This window comes from Nocardioides sp. J54, assembly GCF_000519005.1.
Classification (GTDB): Bacteria; Actinomycetota; Actinomycetes; order Propionibacteriales; family Nocardioidaceae; genus Nocardioides.
The window spans coordinates 164044-186343 of the sequence record NZ_JAER01000003.1 but is presented as its reverse complement, the minus strand read 5'-3'; the positions used below and the strand labels follow the sequence as shown (position 1 = coordinate 186343).

Sequence of the window (22300 nt, the reverse complement as noted above, 5' to 3'; positions counted from 1 at the left end):
CGGAGCCTACTTGCCGTACCGCGTGGGGTCGCTCTTCTCCCTGACCTCGCGGCCGTCGCGCAGGCCACCCCAGTCGGTGTCGGCCACGGTCGGGTCGCTGCGGCGCTTGCCGAACTTCCGGTTGGCGCTGCCCGTGACCTCCTGGCGGTCGGTCAGGCCGTCACGGTCGGTGTCCTTGACGAGCGGGTTCGACTTGCGGAGGCCGATCTTGTAGCGGCCGCCGTTCGCCTTCGAGCGCCACGCGTACTGGTTGACGTTGATGCCCCGGATCTCCTGGCGGTCGGTCAGGCCGTCGCGGTCGGTGTCCTTCGCGCAGGGGTTCGTCCGCACGCGGCCGATGTTCTTGCCCTTGCGGGGCTTGCCGTTGATCGTGAAGACCTTCTGCCGCACCACGATGCCTGCGACCTCCTGGCCGTCGGTCAGGCCGTCGCCGTCGGTGTCCTTGCGCAGCGCGTTGGTGCGCTTGCCGGTGCCGCACCCGGTTGCTCCGGTCAGCTCGCGGCCGTCGGTGAGGCCGTCGCCGTCGGTGTCAGCGTTCAGCGGGTTGGTGCCGGCCGCCTTCTCCGCGCCGTCGTTCGCGCCGTCGTCGTCGCTGTCCGCGTCGGTCGGGTCGGTGCCGTCGGCCACCTCGACACCGTCGTCCACGCCGTCGTCGTCGGTGTCGGCGTCGGTGGGGTCGGTCCCGTGGGTGTTGACCTCGGCGCCGTCGGTGAGGCCGTCGTCGTCGGAGTCCGCGTCGTCCGGGTCGGTGCCCAGGGCGAGCTCGTCGTCGTTGCTGATGCCGTCGCCGTCACGGTCGTTGCCCGGCACGTCGTCGGCCGGGTTGTCGACCGGGTTGGTGCCGTTGGCGACCTCGGCCCCGTCGGTCACGCCACCGTCGTCGGTGTCGGGGTCGAGCGGGTCGGTGCCGTGGGTGTTGACCTCGGCGCCGTCGGAGAGGCCGTCCTTGTCGGTGTCGGGGTTCTCGGGGTCGGTGCCGTGGGTGGCCTCGTCGGCGTCGCTGAGGCCGTCACCGTCGGTGTCACCGGTGCCCGGCAGGTCGTCGGACGGGTCGTCGACGGGGTTGGTGCCGTTGGCGACCTCGGCCCCGTCGGTCACGCCACCGCGGTCGGTGTCGGGGTCCAGGGGGTCGGTGCCGTGGGTGTTGACCTCGGCGCCGTCGGAGAGGCCGTCCTCGTCGGTGTCGGCGACCGTCGGGTCGGTGCCGTGGGTGTGGACCTCGTCGCCGTCGGTGAGCCCGTCGTCGTCGGTGTCGGGGTTCTCGGGGTCCGTGCCGTGGGTGGCCTCGTCGGCGTCGCTGAGCCCGTCACCATCCGTGTCGGTCGGGGTCGGGTCGGTGTCGTCGTCGGGGTTGTCGACGGGGTTGGTGCCGTTGGCGACCTCGTCGCCGTCGTTGACGCCGTCCTCGTCGGTGTCGGCGACCGTCGGGTCGGTGCCGTGGGTGTGGACCTCGTCGCCGTCGGTCAGCCCGTCGCCGTCGGTGTCGGGGTTCTCGGGGTCGGTGCCGTGGGTGGCCTCGTCGGCGTCGCTGAGCCCGTCGCCGTCCGTGTCGGTCGGGGGCGCAGGGGTGCACTCCACGCCGCCCTCCGGCGCGGTCGCGCTGACCCTCATCTGGCCGACGCCGAGGTGCAGGTCGACCAGGGAGGCAGTGAGCAGGTCGACGTCGAGGTCGACCGACAGCACGGAACCCAGGTCCACGGTGGCCGTGCGGGTCGCGGGGTCGATGGTCGGGGTCGGCTTGAACAGGGCGACCTCGAGGTCGACGTTCGCCACTCCGAGCGGTACCGCGATGGGCACGCCGACGCCGTCGGAGGAGATGTCGGCGACCTTGATGCCGGCGACGAGGACCTGGGCCGTCGGGTTGCTCGAGGTGGTCGTCGGCACGTTGACGCCGTCGGACTCTGCGGTGATCGTCACCGGGCTGGCGACGCGGATCTCGACGAGCCCGCCGAGGAGGAAGAGGGGGGCGATGTCCAGCACGGCGGTCGAGCGGACGGCGTCGCCGGGGCCGGCGACGTCCACGAGCTCGGTGCGGGTCTCGACGAACGAGGCGCCGACCTGGCCGACGTTCGCAGCCGGGAGGTTCGGCACGCCGAGCAGGGTGATCCCCGCGGTGTCGGTGCGGGCCGAGCCGAGGAGGCGGGTGCCGCCGACCAGCGGCGGGCACGCGGCGTCGGAGACGTAGCCGGTGGCGACGTCGCCGTGGATGACGCCGACGTCGGCCAGCGGAGCCAGCGGGACGTCGAGCAGCTCCTCCCGCGGCGGGTCGGTCGGCTCGGGCGCGACCGCCTCGGTGGAGTCGGTCTGGATGGTCGGGTTGTCGCCCAGCAGCTGGACGTCGACGTTGGAGCTCTCCGCGTGCACGCGGGCGTCGGCCGGGACGGGCTGGCCGCCCTCGGGGTCGACGAGGCCGCCCTCGCTGTCGGTCTGCACCCGGGCGTGGCCGACGTAGACGTTGGCGAGCGGGAAGCTGGCCAGGTCGGACTGCAGGCTGACCAGGTCGGCGTGCGCGTCGGCAGCGAAGGGCGCAGGCAGCGGGGCCGCCGAGGCCGGGGACGTGGGGACCGCGAGGGCCAGGGACGTCGCTGTGGCGAGCGACGTCACCGTGAGCGCCGTGCGGCGCGACAGGTGGGCGAACGACATGCTGATGATGATCAGGCATCCGCGGCCCCTCGAGTGCCAGTTGGACACCCCTGCGGCCGCGACGGGCTCACGTGTGGTCACGAACGCCGGATCGCCCGTAGGTGCGGGGTTTCCGGGCCGGGACCAAGGTCCCGGGCGCACTGGTCGGAACGGGCCACCGGGCCAGTCGGGTGGGGTCAGGTCAGGTCGGCGGCGAAGATGGCGGTGCCGGGGGTGAGGACCCCGCGTTCCCGCGACCAGCCGCCCCACGGCCGGTCGTTGTCGGCCGGCCACTCCGGCTCGAGGAGGACCTTGAGGCAGAAGCCGTGCCCGGCCAGCAGGCCGACCCAGTCGCCGAGCGTGCGGTGGTGCTCGACGTACGCCGTCTGGCCGGTCTCGTCGTCCACCTCGACGTAGGGCGTGCGGTCCCAGTAGGACTGCGTCGCGGTCAGGCCCTCGGCCGTCGGGTCGTCGGGGAACATCCACCGGGTCGGGTGGGTGATGGAGAACGCGAACCGGCCGCCGGGGCGCAGCACGCGAGCGGTCTCGGCGACGGCGCGGTCGATGTCGGCGACGAACTGGAGCGCGCCGAAGGAGGAGAAGACGACGTCGAAGCTCGCGTCGGCGAAGGGCAGGTGGGTCGCGGTGCCCCGCACGCTGGGGACCACGACGCCGGTCATCTCGTCGATGCGCCGCGAGTGCTGCAGCTGGCGGTGGGAGAGGTCGAGGCCGAACGCCCGTCCGCCGTGGTCCCGGATCCACCGCGAGCACTGCCCGGCGCCGGAGCCGACCTCGAGCACGTCGCGGCCGGCGACGTCGCCGAGCACTCCGGCCTCGGCCTCGGTGAGGCCCTCGGGGCCCCACAGGAACCCGACGTCACCGAGGTACTCGCCGTGCGTCGCCTGGTACTCGTCGGCGTACCTGTCCCAGTCCGCTCCGTTGGCGCTGCGCGACTCGTCCTCGTCGGCGTGGCGTCGATGGGCGGTCACCGGGCGTTGCGGCCACTCCTGCACGGGGGAGAGCGTAGTGCTGCCGGTTGGACCGCCGTGCGCGGGGACGGGTACCCTAGAACGTCTGTGTCCAGCAGGACACTGACCCGTGCCCCCGACGGGGGTCCGGTCTCCGGCCTCGCAGGGGCCGGGGAGCCAACCTACATCTGCCCATCCAAGGACTGTCCTCCTCTATGACCAGCACCCTCTCGACCCCGCTCTCGAGCCACTACGACGACAACGCGCCCCAGGTCGCGATCAACGACATCGGCTCCGAGGCGGACTTCCTGGCCGCCATCGACCAGACCATCAAGTACTTCAACGACGGCGACATCGTCGACGGCACCATCGTCAAGGTGGACCGTGACGAGGTCCTGCTCGACATCGGCTACAAGACCGAGGGCGTCATCCCCTCGCGCGAGCTGTCGATCAAGCACGACGTCGACCCGTCCGAGGTCGTCCAGGTGGGCGACAAGGTCGAGGCCCTGGTCCTCCAGAAGGAGGACAAGGAGGGTCGCCTGATCCTGTCCAAGAAGCGCGCCCAGTACGAGCGCGCCTGGGGCACGATCGAGGAGATCAAGGAGGCCGACGGCGTCGTCGAGGGCACCGTCATCGAGGTCGTCAAGGGCGGCCTCATCATCGACATCGGCCTGCGCGGCTTCCTCCCGGCCTCGCTCGTGGAGATGCGTCGCGTCCGCGACCTGCAGCCGTACGTCGGCCAGACGCTCGAGGCGAAGATCATCGAGCTCGACAAGAACCGCAACAACGTGGTCCTGTCGCGCCGTGCCTGGCTCGAGCAGACCCAGTCCGAGGTCCGCCACGGCTTCCTCACCCAGCTCCAGAAGGGCCAGATCCGCAAGGGTGTCGTGTCCTCGATCGTCAACTTCGGTGCGTTCGTGGACCTCGGCGGCGTCGACGGCCTCGTCCACGTCTCGGAGCTGTCCTGGAAGCACATCGACCACCCGTCCGAGGTCGTCACCGTCGGTGACGAGGTCACCGTCGAGGTCCTCGACGTGGACATGGACCGCGAGCGTGTCTCCCTGTCGCTGAAGGCGACGCAGGAGGACCCGTGGCAGCACTTCGCCCGCACCCACCAGATCGGCCAGATCGTGCCGGGCAAGGTCACCAAGCTGGTGCCCTTCGGCTCGTTCGTCCGGGTCGAGGAGGGCATCGAGGGCCTGGTCCACATCTCCGAGCTGGCCGAGCGCCACGTCGAGATCCCGGAGCAGGTCGTCCAGGTCAACGACGACGTCATGGTCAAGATCATCGACATCGACCTCGAGCGTCGCCGGATCTCGCTGTCCCTCAAGCAGGCCAACGAGACGGCCACCGCGGCGGACGTCGAGGAGTTCGACCCGACGCTCTACGGCATGCCCGCCACCTACGACGAGCAGGGCAACTACGTCTACCCCGAGGGCTTCGACCCCGAGACGGGCGAGTGGCTCGAGGGCTTCGAGGAGCAGCGCGCGGTCTGGGAGGACCAGTACGCCAAGGCGCACGCCCGCTGGGAGGCCCACGTCAAGCAGCAGGCCGAGGCCAAGAAGGCCGAGATCGAGGCCGGCGAGGCCAACTCGTACTCCTCCGCCCCGGCCGAGGAGACCGGCGGCTCGCTCGCCTCGGACGAGGCGCTGCAGGCGCTCCGCGAGAAGCTCACCGGCGGCAACTGAACCACGCCTGCCGGGTGAGAGCCCGCTAGCAACGCAGAAGGCCCCGACCTCACGGTCGGGGCCTTCTGGCTTTTCGGTTCTGGCGGTGGTGCGGGCGGTGGTACGGGACGGGTGGATTCGGGGCGGGTGGGTGCGCAGGCACGAGGCGCGTCAGTCGAACCAGGCGGTCCGGCGCGGCGCGGCCAGCCCGTCGTGGCGGGTCCAGGCCACGAGGGCGGCGAGGACGGTGGCGAGGATCAGGAGGAGCAGTAGCGTGGTCATGGCAGAAATCATGCTCTCGTGGAGAACCTGCCACCAGTGGCAGAAAAGCCGTACTGCGTTGATTTCCTGCCACCGCGGTGGGACAGTGGTCCGGTGAGCCTGACCAACGTCGCGGTGATCGCCTACGAGGGCGTCGCCCCCTTCGAGCTCGGCATCCTCTGCGAGGCGTTCGGCATCGACCGCACGGCCGACGGCGTCCCTGCGATCGACTTCGCGGTGTGCGCCGAGGACGACCGCCCGATGCGGACCTCGATGGGCTTCAGCCTCCAGGCCGAGCACGGGCTCGACCGCGTCGCTGAGGCCGACCTCGTCGGCATCCCGGCGATCCCGCGGGGCGGCGTGCCCTCCGACGCCGTGCTCGACGCGATCCGCGCCGCCTACGACCGCGGCGCGCGGCTGATGTCAGCCTGCAGCGGGGCCTTCGTGCTCGGCGCGGCCGGGCTGCTCGACGGTCGCGACTGCACCACCCACTGGATGTACACCGACGAGCTGCAGCGCCGCTACCCGAAGGCCTGCGTCGTCCCTGAGGTCCTCTACGTCGACACCGGCCAGGTGGTGACCAGCGCGGGCAGCGCCGCCGGCATGGACGCCGCCCTGCACATCTGGCGGCAGGAGTACGGCGCCGCCGTGGCCAACACGGTCGCGCGCCGGGCCGTGGTGCCGCCGTACCGCGACGGGGGACAGGCCCAGTTCATCGCCCGCGCCGTGCCCGACTGCGACGCCGACACCCTCGCGCCGCTGCTCACCTGGATCGTGGAGAACCTCAACGAGGACCACAGCGTCGAGGCCCTGGCGAAGCGGGCGCTGATGTCGCCGCGCACCTTCGCCCGCCGCTTCCGCGACGAGACCGGGACGACGCCGCACACCTGGATCACCCGGCAGCGCGTCGCCGCCGCCGAGGAGCTGCTCGAGCGCACCGACCAGCCGATCGAGTGGATCGCCTCCGAGGTCGGCTTCGGCAACGCCGCCACCCTGCGCCACCACTTCGTGCGGGTGCGCGGGGTCAGCCCGCAGCACTACCGGCGCCAGTTCGCCTGCTGAGGGCCTGATCGCTCAGGCGATGAGCCCGTAGCGCCCCTGGCCGACCTGGACGAAGCGCGGCTCGCGCCAGCCGGCGGGTGGCGGTGCGGTGGCGGTGTAGGCGTGGCCGGTCGGTGTGACGGTGCGGACCTCGGGTCTGTCGACCGGTGGTGAGATGACCTCCTGGCGCCAGCCGGGTGCCTGCTTCGCGTGGTTGCACGCCTCGCAGAGGCCCTGGCCGTTGGTCGCGGCGGTCGCGCCTCCGTGCTCGAACGGGGTGACGTGGTCGGTGTGCCGGACCGGCGCGTCGCACCACGGCGTGGCGCAGGTGCCGTGGCCCTGGATCGCCAGGAAGGTCGCGAGCGACCTCGGGAACGTGCGCTGCACGCTGGTCATCGCGACCAGGCGGCCGAGCCGGTTGCGGTAGAGCTGGCGGAACCACACCGCGGCGTCGGCGGCGAGCGCCCGCGAGACGAGCAGGCGGGCCACCTCGGCCGGGACGACCTCCGCGACGACGCCGTCAGCCACCACCTCGGCCGGGGCGTGCCCGCCGGCCAGGGCGGTGTCGGCCATGACCAGGTCGATGGTGAGCGGGACGGCAGGAGCCGCGTCCGGCGTACCGGTGTCGGGGGCGCCGGTGGTGCGGGTGTGCAGCAGGTCGGCCATGAGCTGGCCCCGGGAGCGAGGATCACCATCGGCGCGGGCGGCGTCGGCGTCGCGGCGGAGCGTGGCGTGGACGGCGACGGCCTGGGCCACCGGAAGGAGCGCGGTGACCCAGGCCATCGTGTCCGGCGCCGGTCGGATGGTGACCTGCCGGTCCGCCTCGGCCCGACGAGCGCGCCGGGCGAGGGCGGCCGGGTCGAGCTCTGCCCCCATGCGGCGGGCTCGACCGACCAGCTCCCGGGTGCCGACGCCGGCGAGCGCGGCCGGGTCGGCGCAGAGCTCCTCGTCGACGAACGCCCGCTGCTCCGCCTGGAGGCAGGCGGTCTCGCGGGCGAGCAGCATCACGCGGAACTCGCTGAGCGACCCGTCGCCCAGCCGGGCCAGGGTGTGCGGCATCTCGGTCACGAGGGTCTTCGCCAGCCCGAGCAGCACCTGTCCCCGGTGCGGTGACTCCTTGCGGGCCAGCGCGACCTCCGACGCGATCCCGCGCCCCTGCCGCGCCGCCGGCGTCCCAGCCGCCGCCTGCTCGGCCCGCCGTCGGGCGTCGAAGGCCGCGGTCGCCCGGGCCTGGGCCGCAGCCGCCGCGGACTTGAGGTCCTCCAGCGCCGCGACCAGGTCGACGAGCACACCGGCGTCGGTCGCCTCCACCTCACCGGCGAGCTGGTCGCGCCACTCGCGGACCTGCTCGGTGGTGGGGAGGCTGCTCATGGACCCATGACACCAAGGGGGTCCGACACAAATGGGCTCATCCCAATCGGGGGTGTAGGAGTTGGGGTCTGAAGCCGCCGGTCTCGAGCAGGCTTCGGGCGATGTAGTTGGTCAGGTTGCGGAACCCGAGTGCGGAGCCGCGCAGGTGTTCGAGCCGTCCGTTGAGCGCCTCGGTCGGCCCGTTGCTGGTGCCGGGTCGTTCGAAGTAGGCGAGCACGTCAGCGGCTCGCTTCTTCAGGGTCCGGCCCAGGGTGGTGAGCTCGGTGAGCACCTTGGGGACGCCGGCGCTGAGGTCGGTGATCAGCTTCTCCATGAGCTCGCGGCCACGTTGCCGGTCCTCGTGGCGATAGGCGGCGATCATGCGCTGGTAGACACCCCAGGTCGCCTCGACCTCGACGTGAGCGTCATCAACGAACAGCGCGCGTAGCCTGTCGCTCTGCTTGTCGGTGAGCAGGTCCGCGCCGGTGTGCAGCGTGCGCCGCGACTTGTAGAGCGGGTCGTCCCTGAACCCACGGTGCCCGTGGATCGCGAGTTGGACCCGGCGCCGGCACCTGTCGAGGGCGTCACCGGCCAGGCGCACGACGTGGAAGGGATCCATCACCGTGACCGCGTCCGGGATCTCCTCTGCAGCGGCGGTCTTGAACCCGGTGAAGCCGTCCATCGCGACCACCTCGACCGCGTCAAGGAAGGCGTCGTCGCGGTCGGCGAGCCAGGTCTTGAACGCCGCCTTCGACCGGCCCTCGACCATGTCCAGCAGCCTTGCTGGGCCGGCGTCATCGCCGACTGGGGTGAGGTCGATGATCACGGTGACGTACTTGTCGCCACGCCTGGTGCGGCGCCAGACGTGCTCATCGACGCCAATGACCTTCACGCCCTCAAACCGCGTGGGGTCGTTGATCAGCAGCCGCTTGCCTTCAGCCAGGACCGCGTTGTTGGCGGTGTCTCACGCGACCCCGAGTCCCTCGGCGACACGGGCGACCGTGAGGTGTGCGACCACGATCCCTTCCAGCGCCCACCGCAGCCCGGTGCGCGAGAGCTTCGCGCGTGGCTCCGCCGCGGCGCTGGTGTCTTGGCGCCACACGTGTCCGCAGTCGGCACAGCGGTAGCGGCGCACTACAACTTCCAGCACGGTCGGTCGCCAGCCCAGCGGCTCGTGGGCCAACCGCCGGATCACGGTGTCACGAGCAGCGCCTTCGCTGCCGCACCGTCGGCACCACTGATCTGGTTCCACCACGCGGCACGCAAGGACCGCACGATCCGGTTCAAGTCGTTGTCCGGTCACGCTCAGACCGAGGCCGTCGAGTCGAGCGAAGGCGGTCAGGTCAGGGCGGCCGAAGCCGGCCGGCGGGGTAGCGTCGGACACGTCGAGGTCTTTCGGATGGATGGCGTAGGAACCTCCGTCGTCCGGAGACCTCGACGTCTACCTGCGGACCGACGCACCCAGCCGACCTACACCGTCATCTGAGAAGACCCCTGAAACGTCTTCGACGACGACGGGACCGGCGAGGAGGAGGGCGCGGTGAACTAAAGGAATGGAGCTTGCTCGGCTTCGACGCCGCCGCAAGCTCCGGTGAAACGGTCGGTACTGGTCGGTCGTCGTCGGTCACCACCGGATGGCGGCGTCCCCCACGCTCGGCGTTTGCGCAGGTCAGCGGCTCGTTCGCCCAGTGGGCGCATCAAGCGATAGACGCAAAGCCGACGTGATTAGGTCGTCGGTTCGATTCCGACAGGCGGCTCCGGCGAACAGCCCCTGACCTGCGCAAACGCAGGGCAGGGGCGGTTCGGTTCTGGTGGTCGCGCGATGCGCTGGCCTCACGGCTCTGCCCGACACCGACGTCGCTCTCCTCTGCGACGGACCCCTCGCCGGCTGAGCGCTCGCGGCCGGCATCATGTCCGTGTGCCGATAGGCCTCGCACCGCTCGGCAACGCAGCGTGGCGTTGCGTCGCGACCTGGCGACGGCTCGGCGGGGCGCGATCGTCTCGTGCGTTGGCGGACTACGGGAGCTTGGACGCGAGGACGTCGGCCGCCAGGATCTCGGGTGCTGCGCCGAGGAGGTGCTGGTTGGCCATCAGGGCTGCGACGATGGCGCCGTTGGCGTGGGCGTCGCGAGCGGCCTCGTCGGGGAATGCATCGAAGATCCAGAAGGTGTCGGCGTGGGTCCTGACCGCGAACCAGACAATCGTTCCTACTTCTTCGTTGGCGAGCGCGACAGCGCCGGCGAGCAGATCGGCGAGCGCGTCGTGCTGTCCATCGGCCGCGACGATCTTGGCGACGAAGGCATACGGAAGTGATGCGGGTGTGGACATGAGGGGTTCTCCTAGGTGTCGAGGTTTCTTGGTGAAGCGAGTTCAGCGTAGGACGAGCAAGGGCATGTGAGAAGTGGCGTATACGGCAGTATTGCTATTGTTCGCGCCATGCGTATCGGACTGATCGCGATCGACGGCTGCTTCGGTTCGGCGGTCGCGTCGATCATCGACATCGTGCGGGTGGCCGACGGAGCCCGCGGCGATGTCGACCCGCGGATCGACCCGATCGAACTCGCCATCCTCGGACCGAAACGGCGAGTGACCACGACGGCATCGATGACCCTGTCGGTGGACCACCCGCTGTCGGAGTCCGCAGAGTTCGACGTGGTCGTCGTCCCTGCGCTTGGAACCCTCACGGCCGCCGCTACCAACGACGCCCTCCAGAGCCGAGATGCTCGTTCGGTCATCGCCTCGCTCGGGCGCCTCGACGAGGCGACCACCCGGATCGCGGCGGCGTGCACCGGCGTGTTCGCTGTCGCCGAGACCGGACGGATGCATCATCGGCGGGCGACGACCAGCTGGTTCCTGGGGCCGGAGTTCCTGAAGCGCTATCCGACCGTCGCCCTCGATCTCGACACCATGGTCGTGGTCGACGGGAACCTCGTCACCGCCGGCGCCGCCTTCGCCCACATCGACCTCGCGCTCTCACTCGTGCGATCGATCAGCCCCGACCTGGCCCAACATGTCGCCAAGCTCCTCATCATCGACGAGCGCCCGTCGCAGGCGGCCTTCGTCGCCTACGAACATCTCCGGCACGAGGACCCGATCGTCGTCGAGTTCGAACGCTTCGTGCGCGCCCGCCTGGACGAACCGTTCAACGTCGCCTTCGTCGCGCAGTCGCTCGGCACCAGCCGGCGCACCCTCGAACGACGAGTCCGTGCGGCGCTCAACCTCACTCCGCTCGGCTTCGTCCAACGGCTTCGCATCGAACGAGCTCGGCACCTCTCAGCAACCACGGACCTCACCTCCGCCGAGATCGCGCTACGGGTCGGCTACGCGAACGCCGAGACTCTGCGCTCCCTCCTGCGCAGGGAGCGACGCCGTTCCTGACCTATCGCCATGCCTGTAGCCGGTGTCCTAGCGCTCGACTGGAACCACCTCTCAGCACGTCGCGTCGACGCCCCGGCGTCGCCCCTGGACGACCCACTCGACACGCCCGCAGCACAGGCCATGTGACGTGCCCCGGCTTCCCGGACGGTCGGGGTCGGGTGGCTGTGATGTCGCTGCGTTCTCGTCGAGGGGGTCAGCAGACCCGATCAGGGTCGATTGGGATGAGACGCGAAGGCGGTCAGGTCAGCGCGGCCGAAGCCGGCCGGCGGGGTAGCGTCGGACACGTCGAGGTCTTTCGGATGGATGGCGTAGGAACCTCCATCGTCGGGAGACCTCGACGTCTATCTGCGGACCGACGCGCCCGGCCGACCTACACCCTCATCTGGGAAGAGCCCGCAAAGTGTGACGGGTTGGCTGGGCTTTGGTCTATCAGACTGCCGCCGAGCGGTGGAAGGCTTGGCCCTTAACGCTCGGATGCGTACGCCATGCTCCGCTCGGCGCCCCGCTGAGATCCAAGAATGCCCGGAGGGTCGGGCCCGACGGCCTCGGACGCTACTCCGCCTGCGGTCGATTGACGATGATGCGCGTGGCCCCCGCCGTGCGGCTCCACCAGGCCAAGACAACCTCAGTGCGGGGCAGGTCGACCGAGATCCGCTGACGCTCAGCGGGGCACGCGGTACCCGTGGAACACCACCTCGGCCCGCACGGTGAACCCGAGCCGCTCGTAGAGCCGGATCGCGCCGGTGTTGGTGGCGGCGACGTGGAGGAAGGGGCGGTCGCCGCGCTCGATGATCCGGGCGGCGACGTCGCAGACGAGGCGCTCGGCGAGGCCGCGGCCGCGGGCGTCGGGCGCGGTGCAGACCGCGCTCACCTCGGTCCAGCCGGACAGGCGCAGGCGCTCGCCGGCCATGGCGACGAGGCGACCGGCGTCGTCCCGGACGCCGACGTACCGGCCCGTCTCGTGGGTGCGCTCCCAGAACGGGCCGGGCTTCGTCTCCTCGGCCAGCGCGCGCATCGCGGGCGCGTCGTCGGCCGAGAGCTCCTCGACCGCGGGGTCGGCGGGTGCGTCGGCGAGGGCGGCCACGTCGCCGAGCATCTGGAAGCCGGGCATCGTGAAGACCGGCTCCCAGTCGGCCGGGGGCGTGACCGGCAGGCTGAACAGGTCGGCGAACCGTCCCGGGCCCAGCAGGGTCGCCAGGTCGGCCCAGTCCCGGCCGGTCGGGTCGAGCGGGACGGCGGAGAAGGTCGCCACCGCCCGCTGGTACGACGCCGCGCGACCCACCCGGCGGGCGAGGTGCGCGTGCGGCCCGCTCAGCGCCGAGGCGACCGGCTCGTCGAGGACGGCGTCGGTGGCTCCCGCCGGCGCGGGGCGGTCGGTCACCGGTGCGTCCTGCTGGCTCTCCACACGCGCCATTGTCGCTGGGTCGGAGGTTTCCGCGGGCCCGACACGGCCGACTAGGTTGGACGGGTGCCTCGTTCCTTCGCTGCTGACCCGCACTCCCGCTCGCGACCCAACGAGGTCGTGGTCCGTCACCTCTCGCTCGACCTGGACGTCGACTTCGACACCCACCGCCTGAGCGGGAGCGCCGCGCTCGACCTCGAGCACCGCGACCCCGCGGCGACGCAGCTGGTGCTCGACACCTGGCAGCTCGACGTCACCGCCGTGCGCGGCGCCGACGGAGCGGACCTGCCGTTCGAGCTGGGGGAGGCGCACCCCGTCCTCGGCACCGCGCTGACGATCGAGGTCGGCACGGCCGACCACGTGGTCGTGCACTACGCGACCAGCCCGGAGGCCAAGGCCATGCAGTGGCTCGAGCCGCAGCAGACCGCGTCCGGCAAGGCGTTCCTGTTCACCCAGGCCCAGCCGATCCTGGCCCGCACGTGGATCCCGTGCCAGGACAGCCCGGCCGTGCGGGTCACCTACGACGCGACCGTGCGGGTGCCGACCGAGCTGCTCGCCCTGATGAGCGCGGAGAACCCGGTCGAGCGCAGCGCCGACGGGACCTACCGCTTCTCGATGCCGCAGCCGGTGCCGGCGTACCTCGTCGCGCTCGCCGTCGGCGACCTCGAGTTCCGCGAGATCGGCAGCCGCAGCGGCGTCTACGCCGAGCCCTCGGTCGTCGACGGTGCCGCCTGGGAGTTCGCCGACACCGAGCGGATGATCGAGGCCGCCGAGCGGCTCTACGGCCCCTACCGGTGGGGCCGCTACGACATCCTCGTGCTCCCGCCCAGCTTCCCCTACGGCGGCATGGAGAACCCGCGCCTGACCTTCGCGACGCCGACGATCCTCGCCGGCGACCGGTCCCTGGTCACGCTCATCGCGCACGAGCTCGCGCACTCGTGGTCGGGCAACCTGGTCACCAACGCGACGTGGAACGACATCTGGCTCAACGAGGGCTTCACCGTCTACTTCGAGACCCGCATCGACGAGGAGCTGTACGGCGAGCGGTACACCACCATGCTCCTGCGGCTCGGTCGCCAGGACCTCGAGCGGGCGGTGGCCGAGGAGCAGCCGCGCGACACCTGGCTCGAGCTCGACCTCGACGACCGGGACCCCGACGAGGGGCCGAGCAAGATCCCCTACGAGAAGGGGTCGCTCTTCCTGCGCCTCGTCGAGGCGAAGGTCGGCCGCGAGGCGTTCGACGCCTTCCTGCGCGACTACTTCGACCGGTTCGCGTTCGAGTCGATGGACACCCCGACCTTCCTCGAGCACCTGCGCACCGGGCTGCTCGTGCCGGCCGGCGTCAGCGACGAGGACCTGGAGCTCGAGGCGTGGGTCCACGGACCCGGCGTCCCGGACAACGCCCCGCAGTTCGAGGCCGACCAGTTCGACCTCGTCGACGAGCAGGTCGCCGCGCTGGTGGGCGGGGCCGACGTCGCCTCCCTCGACACCGAAGGCTGGGTCAGCCAGCAGTGGGTGCACTTCGTGCGCGCGCTGCCCGTCGACGTCGACCACGACGTGCTCGCCGCCGTCGACGCGGCCTTCGGGTTCAGCTCCAGCGGCAACATCGAGATCGCCACCGCCTGGCTGGAGCTGGCCGCCGAGTCCGGCTACGTGTTCGCCGAGCCCGCGGTCGACCGGGCGCTCGAGGACTTCCTGACCCGGCACGGCCGCGCCCTCTACGTGCGGCGCGTCTACACCCGGCTCGCGGGCAGCGAGCGCGGGCGTGCCCGGGCTCGGGAGATCTACCGGACCGCCCGGCCGACGTACCACTCGGTCACGCAGGCCGTCGTCGATCGCGTCCTCGCCTGACCCGGGGGCGCGCCCCGCGGCCGAGTGTCAGTGCCGCAGCGACGGGTCCCAGCGGTTGGCCAACAGCTTGAAGCTGGGGGTGTCGTCGAGCGAGGTCATCGCCTCGTAGAGGCGCTCGTACTGGGTCGACGCGATCCGCCACGCGCCGTCGGCCTCGCGGCGGTAGGTGTCCCGGTAGTAGCCCGCGCCGCGGATGAGCACCTTGAAGTCCGGCACGATGACGGTGTCCTCGAACGCCCACGACCCGGTCGCGGTGTCGCCGTCGACGTCGACCTCGGGGTGGTTCGCGATGTGCACGGTGATGGTGCCGCCGCTGAGGTTCTGCTCCATGAACGCCACGACGTCGGCGCGGTTGTCGTAGTGCAGCGGCTCGCCCATCGCGAGCGTGCCGTAGCGCGCGGTGACGTCCTCGGCCAGGCAGTCGGCGAACTCCTCCCACTGCTTGAGGTCGAGCGTGCGGAAGTAGCGGTGCTTGAGGCGCTTGATCTCCTCGATCGCGGCAAGGTCCATGCCCGGAGCCTAGAACGTGTTCTACTGCGCGTCGAGGGAATGTCGCTGCTCGCTGGCAGCATGGCGGCGTGGGCAGGGGTGACGACACCGGAGTGGACGACGCGGTGCGCGAGCGGCTGGCGCAGGACCGCGCCGAGGCCGTACGACGCCTCGCCGGCCTGACCGGCCAGTTCGACGAGGTCGTCGCCGCGTCCCGCGACACCAACGCCGACGACGAGCACGACCCCGAGGGCGCGACGATCGCCTTCGAGCGCTCCCAGCTCGCGGCGCTCGTCGGCCAGGTGCGCCACCACCTCGACGAGGTGGACGCGGCCCTCGCCCGCCTGGCCGCCGGCACCTACGGCACCTGCGAGGTGTGCGGCGAGCCGGTCGCGCCGGAGCGGCTCGAGGCGCGGCCCACCGCACGCACCTGCGTGGCCTGCGCCGGCCGGCGCTAGCCCGGGCCGGATCAGCCGACCTGCTCGGCCAGCGCGACGATCATCCCGTCCGGGCCGCGCACGTAGGCCATCAGCCAGGCGCCCTCGTGCTCCCCGACGCCGCCGACCAGCCCGTAGCCGTCGGCGGCGAGCTCCTCGACGAGGGCCCGCAGGCCGGTCACCTCGAAGCACACGTTGCGGACGCCGAGCTCGTTCGCCATCGGGGCGGGGGAGCCGGTCGTCGCGTCCGGGCGCAAGTAGCGCGCCAGCTCGAGCGCGGTCCCTCCACCCGGCGGTCTCAGCAGCACCACCTCGACGCGGGAGTCGGGGATGCCGCTGACGACGTCGAGGAACTCGCCCTCGACGAACGTCCGTCCCTCCACCTCGAGGCCGATGCGCGCGAAGAACGCGACGGCGGTGTCGAGGTCGCTGACGGTGAGGCCGACGTGGTCGAGCTGGCGGATCGGAGCCATCCGACCATCGTGCCCCCGAGCAGTCCTGCTGGCCACAGGTGAGCCGCGCGCAGGTGGGTAACGACTGGACGTGCCCGAGACAGGTCCTGTGCTGGTCGACCTCCGCGAGCGCGGCAGCGGCATCCCGGACGCGCTGGCCGACGCGGGGCTCGACGTGCGGCTGACCCACCTGCCCGTGGGCGACTACGTGCTCGGACCCGGGCTCGCGGTGGAGCGCAAGGGACCGCACGACCTCGGCGCGTCGATCCGTGACGGCCGGGTCTTCGACCAGGCGGTGCGGCTGCAGTCGGCCTTCCCGCAGGCGGTGCTGCTGGTCGAGGGCGAGCCGCGTGGCATCGCCGAGGACGCGTGGCGGGGTGCGGTGTGCCGGCTCGTCGAGGACGGGTTCACGGTGCTGCACAGCCTCGACGCGGAGGACAGCGCCGCGTGGGTGGTGCGGCTGGCGAAGCGGGCGCGCAGGGCCGCACCCACCACCCCGTCCCTGGGCCCGCGCCGGGCGCCACGGCACCCGTCGGCGCAGGCGGAGGCGATGCTGTCGGTGGTCCCCGGCATCAGCACGACGATGGCGCGCAGCCTGCTGGCGGCGTACGGCAGCCTCGCGGCGGTCGCTGCCGCCGCGCCGGACGGGCTGCGCGGCCACCCGGGCATCGGCCCGGTCCGGGCGAACCGGCTCGCGGAGGCGCTGCACGGCGGGTACGTCGTGCCCGGGGACCGCGACCCGGAGCCACCCCGCCCGGCGCGCGGGGAGCGCCCACCGCGACGGTGGGTCCTCGTCGAGCCGGAGCCGGCCGGCGAGGCTCAGTCGTTCGACCGGCGGGCGGTCGCGCTCCGCGCGCTGCGCTCGGCGCCGGCGGGCACCCAGCTGGTCGACGGCCTCACCGGTGAGGTGTCGGCCACCGCCGCTGCGGGCTGAGGTCGTCGAGCGTCCAGCGGTCGTGCAGGGCGGCGACCCAGTGGGCCCAGAACCCCGACAGCAGCAGGGCCGCGACCGGCAGCAGCCACCAGCCGCGCTCGTCGCGGGTGACGATGGTGATGACCATGAGCACGGCGAGGAGGCCCCACCTCGCCTGGTGGAGGTGCACGGTGGCGGCTCCCCACGGCTTCATGGCCCCATCGTGCCGCGCAGCACCGACATCCGTGGCGGTTTCGGGGATCCCGGCACGATCGTCCGCGCAGCACCATCGGATCCGGCAACAGGCAGCGCCGCGACGAGGTGGCCGGACCCCGCGGACGGACGGAGGAGGACCGCCGCCCGGGGGCCCGGCCGGCCCTGCTCCTACGACTCCCTCCGCCGCAGGAGCAGGACGCCGGTGGCCAGCATCAGGCTGCCCAGGAGCAACGACCCGGTGAGGCCGGCGGCCGCACCAGTGTCGGGTAGCAGCCCCGACAGGCCGCCGGCCCCACCGCCCCCGTTCCCGCCGCCGGTGTCGCACAGGATGGTGATCTCCTGCACGGGAGCGGGCGCGGAGCGGAGGGTCTTGCGGGCGGTGTCGACGCGCTGCACCGCGCCCACCTCGTGCGTGCCGCAGGAGAGCGGCTCGTCGAAGGTGAACGTCCAGGTGCCGTCGTCGTCGACCTCCGCGCTACCGACGACGGCGCCGTCGAGCAGGATGTCGACCGTCGAGCCGGGCTCACCGGTGCCGGTGATCGTCGGCGTGCGGTCGTCGGTCGTCCCCGGGGCGTCGACCGTCGGTGCGGCCGGCGCGGGGGTCTCGACCACGAAGTCCGAGGTGCCGGGCTCGCTGGTGTTCCCGGCGGCGTCGGTCTGCGTCACCTCGACCGTGTGGGGGCCGTCGGGCAGCGGCGAGGCGACGTCGAGCGACCAGGTCCCGTCGCCGCCGACCTCCGTCGTGCCGACCACGACGCCGTCGACCGTCACCTCCACGGTCGCCCCCGGCTCGCCGGTCCCCGTGATCGTCGGGGTGCGGTCGTCGACCTCCTCGCCGTCACCCGGCGAGGTGATGACCGGCGCCGCCGGCGCGGTGGTGTCGACGACGACCTCGACCGGTTCCGAGGGCCCGCTGGTGTTGCCGGCCTCGTCGGTCTGGGTGGCGGTGACCTCGTGCGGTCCCTCGGTGAGCGGCTCGGTCGGGGTGAAGGTCCACGTGCCGTCCTCGTCGACCGTGGTGGTGCCGGCGGGGGTGCCGTCGACCTCCACGGTCACCGTCGCGCCGGGCTCACCGGTCCCGGTGATCTCCGGGGTGCTGTCGTTCGTGAGGCCACCGTCGGGCAGGTCGTCGACGACGGGCGGCTCGGCGGTGAGGTCGACGGTCACCTGCACCGGCGCGGAGGCGGGGCTGGTGTTGCCGGCCTCGTCGGTCTGGGTGGCCGTCAGCGTGTGCACGCCCTCGGGCAGCGCGGTGGTCTCGGCCGACCAGCTGCCGGTGCCGTCGACGACCGCCGTGGCGACGGGGTCGCCGTTCTCGTCGCGGACGGTGACCGTGGCGCCGGGCTCACCCGTGCCGGTCAGCGGGACGGTCTGGTCGTTGGTGACGGTGCCGGAGGACGGCGAGGTGATCACCGGCGCCGCCGCCGTCGTGTCGACGACGAAGGAGCTGCTTGCGGCGGGACCGGTGTTGCCGGCCGCGTCGGTGGCGGTCGCGGTGACCTCGACGGGGCCGTCGGCCAGCGGCTCGGTGACCTCGACCGACCAGGCGCCGGTGCTGGCGTCCGCCGTCGTCTCGTACGACGTCCCGTCGACCACCACGGTGACGGTGCTCCCGGGCTCGGCCGTGCCGGTGATGGTCGGCGTGCTGGTGCCGACGGTCGACCCGTCGGCGGGCCCGGTGATGTCCGGCGCCCCGGGAGCGGTCGTGTCGACCTCGAACGTCGAGGTGGCGGGCGGTGAGGTGTTGCCCGCCTCGTCGGTCGCGGTCACCGACACGGTGTAGGAGCCGTCGGCCAGCGGGCTTGCCGGCGTGACCTCCCAGGTGCCGTCGCCACCGGCCTCGACCGTGTAGGTGGTGCCGTCGAGGACGACCTCGACCGTCGCGCCGGGCTCGGCGGTGCCGGTGACGGGCGGCTGCGGGTCGTTGGTGACGCTGCCGTCCGCGGGCGCGGTGATCGTCGGCGCCGCCGGGGCGGTGGTGTCGACGGTGATGGTCACCGGCTCCGAGGGCCCGCTGGCGTTGCCGGCCGGGTCGGTCTGGGTGGCGGTGACCTCGTGCGCGCCGTCGGGCTGGGGTGGCAGGGTGAACGACCACTCGCCGTCCCCGTTCGCGGTCGCGGTGCCGACGACCTCGCCGTCGACGCTGACGGTGACGGTGGCCCCGGGCTCGGCGGTCCCGGTCACCGTCGGGGTGGTGTCGGTGGTCACCGGCTCCGTCGGCGGGTCGACGACCGGCGGCTCGACCACGGTGTCGATGGTGATGGTGACCGGGGCCGAGGCCGCGCTGGTGTTGCCGACGGCGTCGACCTGCACGGCGGTCAGCGTGTGGGGCCCGTCAGCCATCGGGGCGGCGTCGAACGACCAGGTGCCGTCGGCGCCGACCACGGCGCTGCCGAGCTCCTGGCCCGAGTCGGTGGTGACGGTGACGGTGGCGCCGGGCTCGCCCGTGCCGGAGATGGTCGGGGTGTCGTCGTCGGTGAGCAGGCCGTCGAGGGTCGGGTCGATGGCCGGGGGCGCGGCAGCGGTGTCGACGGTGAAGGCGTTCGACGCCGCGTCACTGGTGTTGCCGGCCGGGTCGGTCTGGGTGGCCGCGACGGTGTGCGGGCCGTCGGCGAGCGGGGTGGCCGGCGTGATGGACCAGGCCCCGGTCCCGTCGGCGACGGTCGAGCCGACGAGGGTGCCGTCGATGCGCACCTCGACCGCCGCCCCGGGCTCGGCGGTGCCGGTGACCGACGGGGTCGGGTCGGCCGTGGTGCTGCCGTCGGCCGGGGTGCTGATGACCGGGGCGTCCGGAGCGGTGGTGTCGACGATCAGCTGCGACGTCGCGGGCTCGGAGGTGTTACTGGCCGGGTCGGTGGCGACGGCGCTGACGGTGTGCTCGCCGTCCGGCAGGGCCTGGCCGTCCGGGACGGTCACCTCCCAGGCGCCCGTGACCGGGTCGGCCGTCGTGGTCAGCTCGACGTCGCCGATGGTGACCACGACCTCGCTGCCGGGCTCGGCTGTGCCGGTGACGGTCGGGGTGTCGTCCGCGGTCACCTCGCCGTCGGCCGGCGTGAGGATGACGGGCGGCTCGACCTCGGTGTCGACGGTGAAGACCACCGGTGACGACGCGGGGCTGGTGTTGCCGGCCCCGTCGACCTGGGTCGCGACGGCGGTGTGGCTGCCGTCGGCCAGCGGGTCGGTGGTGACCGACCAGCTGCCGTCACCGTCCGCCGACGTCGTGTACGTCGTGCCGTCGACGTCCACCGTGACCGTGGCGCCCGGCTCGGCGGTGCCGCTGATGGTCGTCGTCGGGTCGTTGGTGACGGTGCCGCTGGTGGGGCTCTCGATGACCGGCGCGTCGGCGGTCGTGTCGACCTCGAACCCGGACGTCGCCGGTCCGGAGGTGTTGCCGGCGGGGTCGGTCTGGGTGGCCTCGACGGCGTGGGGCCCGTCGGCGAGCGGGGTGGTGGCGTCGATGGTCCAGCTGCCGCCGGGGTCGACGGTGGTGGTGCCGATGACGGTGCCGTCGACGCTGACCTCGACCTCGGCGCCGGCCTCGCCGGTGCCCGTGATCGTCGGGGTGGCGTCACCGACGACCGAGCCGTCGGCCGGCCCGGTGATCGCGGGCGGCGCCGGCGCCGTGGTGTCGACGGTGAAGCCCGACGTGGTCGGGTCGGAGGTGTTGCCGGAGGGGTCGGTCTGGGTGGCCGCGACGGTGTGGGGACCGTCGGCGAGCGGCGTGGTGGCGTCGAGGGACCAGCCGCCGCCCGGGCCGACGGTGGTGGTGCCGATGACGGTGCCGTCGATGCTGACCTCGACCTCGGCGCCGGGCTCGCCGGTGCCGGTGATCGTCGGGGTGGCATCACTGGTCACCGAGCCGTCGGCGGGTGTCTCGATCGCGGGCGGGTCGGGCGGGGTCTCGTCGACGACCGTGAAGGTGACCTCGGGCGAGGGTGCCGACGTCGCGTCGCCGGACGACTGGGTCGCGGTGATCGTGTGTGGTCCGGCGGCGAGCGGCGTCGCGGGCACGAGGGTCCACGTCCCGTCGGGCTGGACGGTCGCCGTGCCGATCACCGTGGCGCCCTCGCTGACGGTCACCGTCGCGCCGGCCAGGCCGGTGCCGGAGATGGTGGGGGTGGTGTCGGTGGTCGACGACCCGTCCGCCGGGGAGGTGATCGCCGGGGCGTCGAGCAGGCCGCACTGGACGCCGCCCTCCGGGGCGTGGGCCTCGGCGTGCAGCGGCAGGACGTCGATGCTGGCAGTCTCGGCGCCGAGAGCCAGGCTGACGTCGATCGACAGCAGCGAGACGTCGCCCACCGCGGTCCGGCTGTCCGGGGACTCCGTCACGGTCGGGACGCCCAGGTTCAGCGTGACGCTGCCGACGACGGGGATGCTCACGGTCACTGGCACACCGACCTGGAGGACCACGTCGAGCCCGCCCGGGCCCTGGACCCGGACCGACGGCGCGGAGTAAGTCACGTCCGCACCGCCGGGCTCACCGCTGGCGGTGGCGGTCAGCGTCGGGCTGCCGCCGACGTCGACCGTGACGTTGCCGTTCAGGAGCGTGAGCGCGGCGATCGTGCCGGTCGACGACGACACGACCGAGCGGGCGTCGCCAGAACCGCCGTTGCTGGTGAGCGCGGTGCTACCGGATGTGGTCACGGCACCCACGTCGAGGATCTCGGTGACGGCGTTCCCGAGGGTCACCCCGGCCACCTCGACGGTCGAGCTGTTGATCGCCGTCCCGCTCGGCGGGCAGGCGAGGTCGCCGGCCCAGTGCGCGTCGACGGTGCCGGTGATGACCCCGGTGTCGAGCAGGCCCGGCACGTCGACCTCGGTCAGCCCGGTCGACGTCGGTCCGCCGTCGTCCGGCGGGGCGGTCTCGCCGACGCTGGACACTGCGACGGGGATCCCGGCCACCGCGGCGGCGAGGTTGGCCGCCGAGGCCGCGCTGGGCGGCGAGCCCGCCGAGTCCACGCTCGTGTCGGTGTGCCCGAGCCCGACGCCGGCGAGGTTGAAGCCGAGCAGGCCGACGTCGAGGCCGAGGATCTCGTTGTCGGTGCTGCCGGAGAAGTCCGCTGGCAGCGGTTCCGCCTCGGCGACGGGGGCGGGCCAGGACAGCCCCACCAGCACGAGGATCGTGGCCGTGACCAGACGGCAGGCAGACAACAGCACGCGACGTCCCTCCCCAGAAACGTTGCGGTGGCCGGCGCGAAGTCTCCCTCCCCGCGTCCGTGCGACCTGCGCGAAGGCTATGCCTCCTGCGGCCCG

The 22300-nt window shown here is 72.5% G+C and carries 15 protein-coding genes and 1 pseudogene; 6 read left to right on the top strand and 10 right to left on the bottom strand.

Annotated features, from left to right (window positions below; all coding sequences use genetic code 11):
• Positions 1–6: 6 nt before the first annotated feature.
• Positions 7–2643 carry a hypothetical protein gene (locus tag NOCJ54_RS27995; protein WP_157514775.1) on the bottom strand — a complete coding sequence of 879 codons (2637 nt, stop codon included), beginning with the start codon at positions 2641–2643 and terminating at the stop codon, positions 7–9.
• A 176-nt stretch (positions 2644–2819) separates the two neighbouring features.
• Positions 2820–3635, bottom strand: a complete 816-nt coding sequence (locus tag NOCJ54_RS0103400) for a class I SAM-dependent methyltransferase (protein WP_084254887.1) — start codon at positions 3633–3635, stop codon at positions 2820–2822.
• A 170-nt stretch (positions 3636–3805) separates the two neighbouring features.
• On the opposite strand from NOCJ54_RS0103400, the gene rpsA reads away from it, so the two are divergent.
• A complete protein-coding gene (rpsA, locus tag NOCJ54_RS0103395; RefSeq protein WP_028654351.1) occupies positions 3806–5278 on the top strand; it encodes a 30S ribosomal protein S1 in 1473 nt (490 codons plus the stop codon).
• 354 nt (positions 5279–5632) lie between these two features.
• Positions 5633–6580 (top strand): helix-turn-helix domain-containing protein, encoded by a 948-nt coding sequence (locus tag NOCJ54_RS0103385; RefSeq protein WP_028654350.1) that lies wholly within the window; start codon positions 5633–5635, stop codon positions 6578–6580.
• A gap of 12 nt (positions 6581–6592) precedes the next feature.
• Here the strand turns inward: NOCJ54_RS0103385 and NOCJ54_RS23625 are convergent, their stop codons facing one another.
• From NOCJ54_RS23625 to NOCJ54_RS0103370, 3 genes and pseudogenes are all read right to left on the bottom strand, one after another.
• Positions 6593–7930 carry an HNH endonuclease gene (locus NOCJ54_RS23625; RefSeq protein ID WP_051485427.1) on the bottom strand — a complete coding sequence of 446 codons (1338 nt, stop codon included), beginning with the start codon at positions 7928–7930 and terminating at the stop codon, positions 6593–6595.
• Between the two features lie 37 nt (positions 7931–7967).
• A pseudogene (locus NOCJ54_RS23620) lies at positions 7968–9293 on the bottom strand (ISL3-like element ISPfr2 family transposase).
• A gap of 632 nt (positions 9294–9925) precedes the next feature.
• Positions 9926–10237, bottom strand: coding sequence for a putative quinol monooxygenase (locus tag NOCJ54_RS0103370; protein WP_003941073.1), 312 nt, complete (start codon positions 10235–10237; stop codon positions 9926–9928).
• A 108-nt stretch (positions 10238–10345) separates the two neighbouring features.
• Between NOCJ54_RS0103370 and NOCJ54_RS0103365 the strand changes: the two genes are divergently transcribed.
• Positions 10346–11287 (top strand): GlxA family transcriptional regulator, encoded by a 942-nt coding sequence (locus tag NOCJ54_RS0103365; protein ID WP_028654349.1) that lies wholly within the window; start codon positions 10346–10348, stop codon positions 11285–11287.
• A gap of 661 nt (positions 11288–11948) precedes the next feature.
• Here the strand turns inward: NOCJ54_RS0103365 and NOCJ54_RS0103360 are convergent.
• Positions 11949–12692, bottom strand: a complete 744-nt coding sequence (locus NOCJ54_RS0103360; RefSeq protein ID WP_232221664.1) for a GNAT family N-acetyltransferase — start codon at positions 12690–12692, stop codon at positions 11949–11951.
• A gap of 63 nt (positions 12693–12755) precedes the next feature.
• On the opposite strand from NOCJ54_RS0103360, the gene NOCJ54_RS0103355 reads away from it, so the two are divergent.
• The gene (locus NOCJ54_RS0103355) at positions 12756–14540 is read left to right on the top strand and encodes a M1 family metallopeptidase (protein WP_028654347.1); all 1785 of its coding nucleotides are present in this window, start codon (positions 12756–12758) and stop codon (positions 14538–14540) included.
• A gap of 27 nt (positions 14541–14567) precedes the next feature.
• On the opposite strand, the gene NOCJ54_RS0103350 is transcribed toward NOCJ54_RS0103355, so the two are convergent.
• The gene (locus NOCJ54_RS0103350) at positions 14568–15050 is read right to left on the bottom strand and encodes a nuclear transport factor 2 family protein (RefSeq protein WP_028654346.1); all 483 of its coding nucleotides are present in this window, start codon (positions 15048–15050) and stop codon (positions 14568–14570) included.
• Between the two features lie 68 nt (positions 15051–15118).
• On the opposite strand from NOCJ54_RS0103350, the gene NOCJ54_RS0103345 reads away from it, so the two are divergent.
• Entirely contained in the window at positions 15119–15487 is a 369-nt protein-coding gene (locus tag NOCJ54_RS0103345; RefSeq protein ID WP_232221663.1) for a TraR/DksA family transcriptional regulator, read from the top strand.
• Positions 15488–15498: 11 nt separating this feature from the next.
• Here NOCJ54_RS0103345 and NOCJ54_RS0103340 read toward each other — a convergent pair whose 3' ends face one another.
• Positions 15499–15939 (bottom strand): VOC family protein, encoded by a 441-nt coding sequence (locus NOCJ54_RS0103340; protein WP_028654344.1) that lies wholly within the window; start codon positions 15937–15939, stop codon positions 15499–15501.
• A gap of 88 nt (positions 15940–16027) precedes the next feature.
• Between NOCJ54_RS0103340 and NOCJ54_RS0103335 the strand changes: the two genes are divergently transcribed.
• Positions 16028–16852 carry an ERCC4 domain-containing protein gene (locus NOCJ54_RS0103335; RefSeq protein WP_028654343.1) on the top strand — a complete coding sequence of 275 codons (825 nt, stop codon included), beginning with the start codon at positions 16028–16030 and terminating at the stop codon, positions 16850–16852.
• Here NOCJ54_RS0103335 and NOCJ54_RS0103330 read toward each other — a convergent pair.
• On the bottom strand, positions 16815–17045 hold the full coding sequence (locus NOCJ54_RS0103330; RefSeq protein ID WP_028654342.1) for a hypothetical protein: 231 nt from the start codon (positions 17043–17045) through the stop codon (positions 16815–16817). The two genes, NOCJ54_RS0103335 and NOCJ54_RS0103330, sit on opposite strands and share 38 nt — an antisense overlap.
• 170 nt (positions 17046–17215) lie before the next feature.
• The gene (locus tag NOCJ54_RS27990; RefSeq protein WP_051485426.1) at positions 17216–22204 is read right to left on the bottom strand and encodes an Ig-like domain-containing protein; all 4989 of its coding nucleotides are present in this window, start codon (positions 22202–22204) and stop codon (positions 17216–17218) included.
• Positions 22205–22300 lie beyond the last annotated feature (96 nt).

Excerpts from the sequence above, each read along its gene's own strand:
- NOCJ54_RS23625 (WP_051485427.1), bottom strand. The coding sequence starts at position 7,930 with ATGAGCAGCCTCCCCACCACCGAGCAGGTCCGCGAGTGGCGCGACCAG.
- NOCJ54_RS27995 (WP_157514775.1), bottom strand. The coding sequence starts at position 2,643 with ATGTCGTTCGCCCACCTGTCGCGCCGCACGGCGCTCACGGTGACGTCG.
- NOCJ54_RS0103330 (WP_028654342.1), bottom strand. The coding sequence starts at position 17,045 with ATGAAGCCGTGGGGAGCCGCCACCGTGCACCTCCACCAGGCGAGGTGG.
- rpsA (WP_028654351.1), top strand. The coding sequence starts at position 3,806 with ATGACCAGCACCCTCTCGACCCCGCTCTCGAGCCACTACGACGACAAC.
- NOCJ54_RS0103350 (WP_028654346.1), bottom strand. The coding sequence starts at position 15,050 with ATGGACCTTGCCGCGATCGAGGAGATCAAGCGCCTCAAGCACCGCTAC.
- NOCJ54_RS0103370 (WP_003941073.1), bottom strand. The coding sequence starts at position 10,237 with ATGTCCACACCCGCATCACTTCCGTATGCCTTCGTCGCCAAGATCGTC.
- NOCJ54_RS0103365 (WP_028654349.1), top strand. The coding sequence starts at position 10,346 with ATGCGTATCGGACTGATCGCGATCGACGGCTGCTTCGGTTCGGCGGTC.
- NOCJ54_RS0103340 (WP_028654344.1), bottom strand. The coding sequence starts at position 15,939 with ATGGCTCCGATCCGCCAGCTCGACCACGTCGGCCTCACCGTCAGCGAC.